Origin of the sequence: Arthrobacter sp. efr-133-TYG-120 (genome assembly GCF_030209785.1) — a bacterium.
Classification (GTDB): Bacteria; Actinomycetota; Actinomycetes; order Actinomycetales; family Micrococcaceae; genus Arthrobacter.
Genome location: NZ_JARVRI010000027.1, coordinates 144,936 through 153,000, shown reverse-complemented (window position 1 = coordinate 153,000; position 8,065 = coordinate 144,936). Strand labels below are relative to the sequence as shown.

The 8,065-nt window shown below is 63.9% G+C and carries 7 protein-coding genes; 4 read left to right on the top strand and 3 right to left on the bottom strand.

The window, feature by feature from the left end:
- Positions 1–237: 237 nt before the first annotated feature.
- The 3 genes from QRN51_RS16365 to QRN51_RS16355 are packed head-to-tail and all read right to left on the bottom strand — an operon-like array spanning position 238 to position 2,854.
- Entirely contained in the window at positions 238–1,071 is an 834-nt protein-coding gene (locus QRN51_RS16365) for an alpha/beta fold hydrolase (protein WP_284990902.1), read from the bottom strand.
- 31 nt (positions 1,072–1,102) lie between these two features.
- A complete protein-coding gene (locus tag QRN51_RS16360; RefSeq protein ID WP_284990901.1) occupies positions 1,103–1,957 on the bottom strand; it encodes an alpha/beta fold hydrolase in 855 nt (284 codons plus the stop codon).
- Between the two features lie 9 nt (positions 1,958–1,966).
- Positions 1,967–2,854, bottom strand: a complete 888-nt coding sequence (locus QRN51_RS16355; protein WP_284990900.1) for an alpha/beta fold hydrolase — start codon at positions 2,852–2,854, stop codon at positions 1,967–1,969.
- A 77-nt stretch (positions 2,855–2,931) separates the two neighbouring features.
- On the opposite strand from QRN51_RS16355, the gene lysS reads away from it, so the two are divergent.
- The 4 genes from lysS (at position 2,932) to QRN51_RS16335 (ending at position 7,967) form a co-directional block, all read left to right on the top strand.
- Positions 2,932–4,461: a lysine--tRNA ligase gene (gene lysS / locus QRN51_RS16350; protein WP_284990899.1), complete on the top strand. Its 1,530-nt coding sequence runs from the start codon at positions 2,932–2,934 to the stop codon at positions 4,459–4,461.
- A 2-nt stretch (positions 4,462–4,463) separates the two neighbouring features.
- A complete protein-coding gene (locus QRN51_RS16345; RefSeq protein ID WP_172465751.1) occupies positions 4,464–4,640 on the top strand; it encodes a hypothetical protein in 177 nt (58 codons plus the stop codon).
- Positions 4,641–4,779: 139 nt separating this feature from the next.
- Complete coding sequence (locus QRN51_RS16340) at positions 4,780–5,106, top strand: histone-like nucleoid-structuring protein Lsr2 (protein WP_059390281.1); 327 nt, start codon at positions 4,780–4,782, stop codon at positions 5,104–5,106.
- Between the two features lie 368 nt (positions 5,107–5,474).
- Positions 5,475–7,967 carry an ATP-dependent Clp protease ATP-binding subunit gene (locus tag QRN51_RS16335; RefSeq protein ID WP_284990898.1) on the top strand — a complete coding sequence of 831 codons (2,493 nt, stop codon included), beginning with the start codon at positions 5,475–5,477 and terminating at the stop codon, positions 7,965–7,967.
- Positions 7,968–8,065: the final 98 nt, after the last annotated feature.

Genomic DNA, 8,065 nt, shown 5'->3' with positions numbered 1-8,065 from the left:
CCCGGTTTCCCCGGACCCCCGCTCACATGATGTGAGCGGGCGTCCTGCCGGGAGCCGCCATAAGTGAGCGGGCGTCCCGCCGGGAGCCGCCATAAGTGAGCGGGCGTCCCGCCGGGAGCCGCTATATGTGAGCGGGCGTCCCGCCGGGAGCCGCTATATGTGAGCGGGCGTCCCGCCAGGAGCCGGCACAGGTGAGCCGGCGTCCGCTCAAAACCCCCTCTATATGTGAGCGGGCGTCTACCCCGAGAAGAAGTCGGAGAGCTCGGCGATGAGCTTGTCCGGTGCGCGGATCACACCATCATGGCCGTGGCCGGGCAGGATGGTGTAGCTCGATCCGGACAGGACGTCGTGGATCTGGCCACACGCCACACCGAAGTAGGCGGGGCTCTTTTCCCCGACCACAATGAGCGTCTCCAGCGGCAGCTCAAGGAAAGGCTCTGCGGGCATGTCCGCGGCGATGACTGCCTTGATCTCACGCACGCCGGCCTGCATGAGCTCCCGCATTTGTTTGCCCATGGGGGTGCCTGAGGTCAGCTTCGTGACGAGCGTCAGCATCGACAGCGGCATCCGCGCGAAGGCGCCCTCTGTTTCGACGCCCTTCACGAGCACAGCAAGCCCGCGGTCAAAGTCTCCAGCCGCCGTCGCGCGTTCGTATTCGCCCGTCCAGTCCGCCTTCACGCTGTGGTTGACGGAGACGGCGGGGTCGTAGACCGCCAGGCGTTCCACCGGCAGCGTACGCGCCGCGTGCAGGGCCACGGCGCCTCCGAAGCTGTGGCCGAAGACGTCGGTGCTGGCCGTGTGCTTCATGACTTCGGAAAGATCCCGGATGTCGACGTCGAGGGTGTAGTCCTCGGGCTGGGGCGATGATTCACCACGGCCCCGGCGGTTGAAGGTGTGGACCGGGCGGCGCAAGGCGGCGCTGAGTTTCTGGGCGAACTTGGAATAGTCTGCGGCGGTCACCATGGAGGCGGGCACGACGACGACGCCTGAGCCGCCGTTGGCAAGCTCACCGCCCGTCGTGAAGAGCTCGAGGGTTCCGCCGTCGGCCGTTGTGATGTTCTCGCGCGTCATGCTTCGAGCCTAACGGAGCCGCGGGGTTCCGTCAGTCCTTGAAATAGCTGGAAATGTCCGTCACGAGTTCCTTGACCGCGGCAGGAATGGATCCGTGGAAGCCTTTCGGCGATACCACCAGCGTGCTTCCCGGGACGGCTGCGTACAGCCGCTCTGCGGTGACCTTGTAGTATTCGGGGCTTTTGCTACCCACGATGAATCGCGTGCTCCGGGGGAGCACGGAGAAGTCCCGGGGATGCGCGGCTTCGTCATAGGCGGCCTTGAGTTCGGCCACGCCCGTTGGCATGAGTCCCCTGAGGACCTTGTTGACCTTGGTGCGGGAAACAAGGGCCATGAGTCCCGCCAGGATGGGCTCCGGGATTCGCGCCAAAGCGGTGCCAGGCTGCATTCCCCGCTTCATCCTGGCCATGGCACGCCCCACATTCCCGCTGTCCACGGATTGGGCAAAGCCGTCCAGCCAGCCCGTGTCCACGCTCCCGTCGATGTTCACGGCCGCGTCATACACAGCCAGTTTGTCCGGCTCGTAGCTTGTTCCCGCAAACTCCTGGACGGCATTCAATGCCACGGATCCGCCAAGGCTGTGGCCGAGGAGGTTCCTGGCGCCGGTGGCGTCCAAAATGCTGCGGACGTCCGCTATCTCCGTGGCCATCGAGTAGTTCGCGGGTAGTTCCGAAGAGCTGCCGCGACCCCTGCGATCGTAGACGTCGACTGCCCAGCCCTCGCCGAGTCCCTTCGATAGCGCCATGGAAAACGGCCGGTAGATGAGCGCGGTCAGGAATGCGCCCCCAATGAGCACCACGCGGCGTTCTCCTGGCGCGTCCACCGAGCCGTAACTGTACAAGGCGAGCGTGCCGCCGTCGGGCGTCGGGACCTCACGTTCTCTCACCGCTTCATCCTAGGGGGACGGCGCCTTCGCCGTCCCCCGCGCCAGGTAGCGGGCAATTCTCACAGCGAGCTGTTTGCCCGGCCGGAGGGGACCCTCGTGGAACTGCAATGGAACTACCGCAAAGTCCACCGGAGGAATGGCGGCCGCAAGCTGCCGGCCGGTTTCGGCAAAGTACGCCGGGCTCCACCCGCCGCTGAGCATCAGGGTTGGCGTCTTCAACTCCGCATAGTCTTGGATGTGCGAGTCGGCGTCAATGATCGCCCGCATCTCCAAAACCGCCGTCGGCAGCAATTCCCTCATCTCGGAACCCAACCTCGTCTTCGCGGAGAGGATGCTGAGCACCCGCAGTGCCCCGAGCGGCAAATAGGAAATCGGGCCGGCCGTGCCAAGCCCCTGGACCAAATGCGCCCATGCGTTGTCGAGCTGGCCAGCGGTGACGGCCTCTTCCAATTGCGGCCGCCAGCGCCCGTTCAAGTTGCCGGAGAGGGAAACCGCGGCGTCGTAAGTGACGAGGCGGGAAATGGGGGCGCGCAGCGCGGCCTGGAGCGCGACGAATCCGCCATAGCTGTGCCCGACAACATCGGTGGATCCGCTCGCTTCCATCACGGAAAGCAAGTCGCTGGTCTCCGTTGCGGCGGAGTAGCCGGGCGGCTGCGGCGCCGATCGGCCGCGGCCGCGCCGATTGTAGGAATGCACCGGCCGGCCTAGCAGGACGCTCAGGTTCCGGGCGAATGGCCAGTAGAGGGAATCGGTCACCAAGGTGCCGTGAACGAGCACGACGCCGGGCTCCTCCGTAGCGCCCGACGCGCCCGGAATGGACGCCTCAGCCGCCGGCCGGAAGGAGTGCACCTCGAGGTGCCCGCCGTCGTCGTCCGTTTCAACTGTCCATGTCTCCACAGCCCGAGTCTATGTTGCCGCGGGGGCGGGAGGGGAAGATAGGGAACTCCAAGGAATCCCCGGTAAACTTGTGGATTGTGACTTCCGCAAACACCCCATCCCCGCACACCGCCGCCGAGCCTGCCGACGCCAGCGAGCAGATGCGCATCCGCATGGAAAAGCGCAGCAAGCTGATTGAGCGCGGCACCGAGGCCTACCCGGTGGGTGTTGAGCGGACGCATTCCCTTGCCGAGATCCGCGAGAAGTACGCACATCTCGAGGCTGACGAAACCACCGGCGACATCGTGGGCATCACCGGCCGCGTGGTGTTCGTGCGCAACACCGGCAAGCTCTGCTTCGCTACCCTCCAGGAGGGCGGTGTGGACGGGAAGGGCGTGCGCCTGCAGGCGATGCTCAGCCTGGCGAACGTCGGCGAGGAAACCCTCGCGGACTGGAAAGCGCTGGTGGACCTCGGAGACCACGTTTTCATCAAGGGCGAAGTCATTTCCTCCAGGCGTGGCGAGCTCTCTGTCATGGCTGATTCCTGGTCCATGGCCTCCAAGGCCTTGCGCCCGTTGCCGGTGCTGCACGCCGAGCTGAATGAGGAAACCCGTGTCAGGCAGCGCTATGTGGACCTGATGGTCCGTGACGAAGCCCGGGAAATGGTCTACACCCGCGCGGCGATTACCCGCTCGGTTCGCGACACTTTGGACCGCCGCGGCTACGTGGAGGTGGAGACCCCCATCCTGCAACTCGTCCACGGTGGTGCCACGGCCCGGCCGTTCGAGACGCACATGAATGCCTTCGACCAGAAGATGACGTTGCGCATCGCCACAGAGCTCTTCCTCAAGCGTGCCGTGGTGGGCGGAATCGATCGCGTCTACGACATGGGCCGCGTGTTCCGCAACGAAGGCGTCGACTCCACGCACAGCCCTGAATTCACCACCTTGGAATGCTACGAGGCGTGGGCGGACCAGTTCGTCATGGCCGAACGCATGAAGGAAATCATCCTGAACGTCGCCGACGTCGTGGGCACCCGCACCATCCAGACTGACGCCGGAGAGATCGACCTCGACGGCGAATGGGCCTGGGTTGCTGTCTACCCGGGGCTCTCCGAGGCGATCGGGGAAGAGATCACCCCCGACACCACGGTGGCGGAACTGCAGGCCATTGCCGCCAAGCACGAGGTCAAGGTGGATCCGAAGTGGGACGCCGAGAAGCTTGTCGTGGAACTGTTTGGCGAGATCGTCGAGCCGACCCTGCTCAACCCGACCTTCGTCTACAACTACCCACCCTCCGCGCAGCCCCTTGCCCGCCCGCACCGGGAGGACGGCCGCCTGATCGAGGCCTGGGACCTCATCATTGGCGGCATGGAACGCGGCACGGCCTTCTCCGAGCTGATCGACCCCGTCATCCAGCGCGAACGCCTCACGGAGCAGTCGCGTCGTTCGGCCGCCGGCGACGTCGAGGCAATGCAGTTGGATGAAGACTTCCTGCGCGCCCTCGAGTACGGTGCTCCGCCCATGGGCGGCATCGGCCTAGGCATCGACCGCTTGGTCATGCTGTTCACCGGAGCAGGCATCCGGGAAACCATCTTGTTCCCACTCCTCAAGCCCGAAGGGCACTGACCATGGAATACATTGCCGTTCTTGCACCGTCCGTTGTTGTCGGACTTCTCTTTTGGTTTGCCATGAAGGCTATCTTCAACGCGGACAAATCAGAGCGCCAAGCAGAAGCCCGCGCCCAGGAAGAAGCCGGATTCGGAATTGCCAAGCCTGCGGGCGACGGCTCAACACCTGCCAAATAGCTCTTTCTCGGGGCCGCTCCCGAAGATTTAATAGTGCCTTTGACGGAGCCTTTGACGGGGTGCCATGCGCTGGACGATAATCTTTAATTAGTAGTCTAGCTATTCTGCATATCCGACCCCTCCAAAAGAGAGTCTTTTCATGGCACAGAAAGTCAAAATTATCCTCGTTGACGACCTGGATGAGGGCTCTGCGGATGAAACTGTCCGCTTTGGCCTTGATGGAGTCAGTTACGAAATGGACCTGTCCAGTGCCAACGCTGCGAAGCTGCGGGACGCTCTGGGGCCATTTGTAGCCAAGGCACGCAAGACATCGACCGGCCGTGCAACGCGTAGCCGCGTTGCCGCAGGGAGAAACCAGGACTCGGCACAGATCCGTCAATGGGCGCGCGAGAACGGTTATACCGTAAACAGCCGTGGCCGCATTCAGGCCGAAATTCAGGAAGCCTACCAGAAGGCCAATTCCTGACACCAAGTATCAATACCCCGGCCCCACGGCCGGGGTATTGTCATTTAACTGCCCGGCTCGTCGGGATAACGGTGTTGTGCACCACTATTCCAGGGAAGCCTTGGAGTCGACTGGGCGTTTCCGGTACGCAGTCACCGCTTTCGCGGTGAAGAAAGACGGCGGCCGGCCGGCTCGTTGCGGGTGCTGGCAGCAGCGACGCCTGATTGGGGAAGCCCCGGATGTGGTCTCCGCCGCGGTCCTGGGGCCGGCGGACGGGTTGAGTGAACTTATTCCCGGGTGCGGCCATGTTTCCCCTGTGGCGAACACGCCCCAAAATTCGAGCGTTGCCACGTAGCATCAAAGTACGTCGTAGCTAGGAGTGTGGCGAAATGTTTGAGAGATTTACGGACCGTGCCCGTCGCGTTGTTGTGCTTGCCCAAGAAGAGGCACGCATGCTCAACCACAACTACATCGGTACCGAGCACATCCTCTTGGGTCTTATCCACGAGGGTGAAGGCGTTGCCGCCAAGGCGCTTGAGTCCCTGAGCATTTCGCTCGATGGCGTCCGCGAGCAGGTACAGGAGATCATCGGCCAGGGCCAGCAAGCCCCGTCCGGGCACATCCCCTTCACCCCGCGCGCCAAGAAGGTACTTGAGCTCTCGCTCCGCGAAGCCCTTCAGCTCGGCCACAACTACATCGGTACAGAGCACATCCTGCTCGGCCTCATCCGCGAGGGTGAAGGCGTTGCCGCGCAGGTCCTGGTCAAGCTTGGCGCGGACCTCAACCGGGTCCGCCAGCAGGTCATCCAGTTGCTCTCCGGCTACCAGGGCAAGGAAACTGCGGGTCCTGGCTCAGGCCCAGGCCAGCAGGAAGGCACCCCGGCCGGTTCGGTGGTGCTGGACCAGTTCGGCCGCAACCTCACCCAGGCCGCGCGGGAAAACAAGCTTGATCCTGTGATCGGCCGCGAGCTGGAGATGGAACGCGTCATGCAGGTCCTCTCCCGCCGTACCAAGAACAACCCCGTGCTGATCGGTGAGCCCGGTGTCGGCAAGACGGCCGTCGTCGAGGGCCTCGCCCAGGCGATCGTCCGCGGAGACGTCCCGGAGACCATCAAGGACAAGCAGCTCTACACGCTTGACCTCGGTTCCCTCGTGGCCGGTTCCCGTTACCGCGGTGACTTCGAAGAGCGCCTGAAGAAGGTCCTGAAGGAAATCCGGACCCGCGGGGACATCATCCTCTTCATCGACGAGATCCACACGCTTGTGGGTGCCGGTGCGGCCGAGGGTGCCATCGATGCCGCGTCCATCCTCAAGCCGATGCTGGCGCGTGGTGAACTCCAGACCATCGGGGCCACCACCTTGGATGAGTACCGCAAGCACATTGAGAAGGACGCCGCCCTTGAGCGCCGGTTCCAGCCGATCCAGGTCAAGGAGCCTTCCGTCGCGCATGCGATCGAAATCCTCAAGGGCCTGCGTGACCGTTACGAGGCGCACCACCGGGTGACCATCACCGACGGCGCCCTTGCCTCTGCGGCAACGCTGGCCGAACGCTACATCTCGGACCGCTTCCTGCCGGACAAGGCGATCGACTTGATCGATGAAGCCGGTGCCCGTCTTCGCATCCGCCGCATGACGGCTCCGCCGGAGCTCAAGGCCATGGATGAGCGCATCGCCGAGGTGAAGATGGAGAAGGAATCCGCCATCGACGCCCAGGACTTCGAAGGCGCTGCCTCGCTGCGCGACAAGGAGCAGAAGCTCATTGCCGAGCGCGCCGAGAAGGAGCGCAACTGGAAGTCCGGCGGCATGGACGATATCTCCGAGGTCGACGAGGAGCTGATTGCCGAAGTTCTCGCGAACTCCACCGGCATCCCGGTCTTCAAACTCACCGAGGAAGAATCCAGCCGCCTGCTCAAGATGGAGGAGGAGCTGCACAAGCGCGTCGTCGGCCAGGACGAGGCAATCCGTGCCCTCTCCCAGGCGATCCGTCGCACGCGTGCCGGCCTGAAGGACCCCAAGCGTCCGGGTGGCTCGTTCATCTTCGCCGGCCCCACCGGCGTCGGCAAGACCGAGCTCGCCAAGGCGCTGGCCGAATTCCTGTTCGGTGAAGAGGACGCCCTCATCACGCTGGACATGTCCGAGTACTCCGAGAAGCACACGGTCTCGCGTCTCTTCGGTGCCCCTCCGGGCTACGTCGGCTACGAAGAAGGCGGGCAGCTGACCGAGAAGGTCCGGCGTCGTCCGTTCTCCGTGGTGCTGTTCGACGAAGTGGAGAAGGCCCACGCCGATCTCTTCAACTCGCTGCTGCAGATCCTGGAAGACGGCCGCCTGACCGACTCCCAGGGCCGCGTGGTGGACTTCAAGAACACGGTGATCATCATGACCACCAACCTGGGCACCCGCGATATCTCCAAGAGCGTCGCAACGGGCTTCCAGTCCGGCACGGACACCACTACCGGTTACAACCGGATGAGGGCACGGGTCACGGAGGAGCTCAAGCAGCACTTCCGTCCCGAGTTCCTCAACCGCGTTGACGACGTCGTGGTGTTCCCGCAGCTCACGCAGGACGAGATCATCGAGATCGTTGACCTGTTCGTCACGCGCCTCGAGGGCCGCCTCAAGGACAAGGACATGGGCATCGAGCTCACCACGGCCGCCAAGGTCCTCCTGGCAACCCGGGGCTACGATCCCGCCATGGGTGCCCGGCCGCTGCGCCGGACCATCCAGCGTGAGATCGAGGACCAGCTTTCCGAGAAGATCCTCTTCGGCGAACTGCACCCGGGCGACATCGTGGTGGTCGACGTCGACGGCGAAGGCGACGAGGCCAAGTTCACCTTCGCAGGCAACGCCAAGCCGCGCATCCCGGAAATCGCTCCAAGCGCCTAGTTTCCGGCTCCGCCGACTCAAAGGCCCCGTCCGCTCCCGAAAGGAGCGGGCGGGGTTTTTGCGTTCCCAGGCCCGCAATATCTGAAATAAGTGTTTCA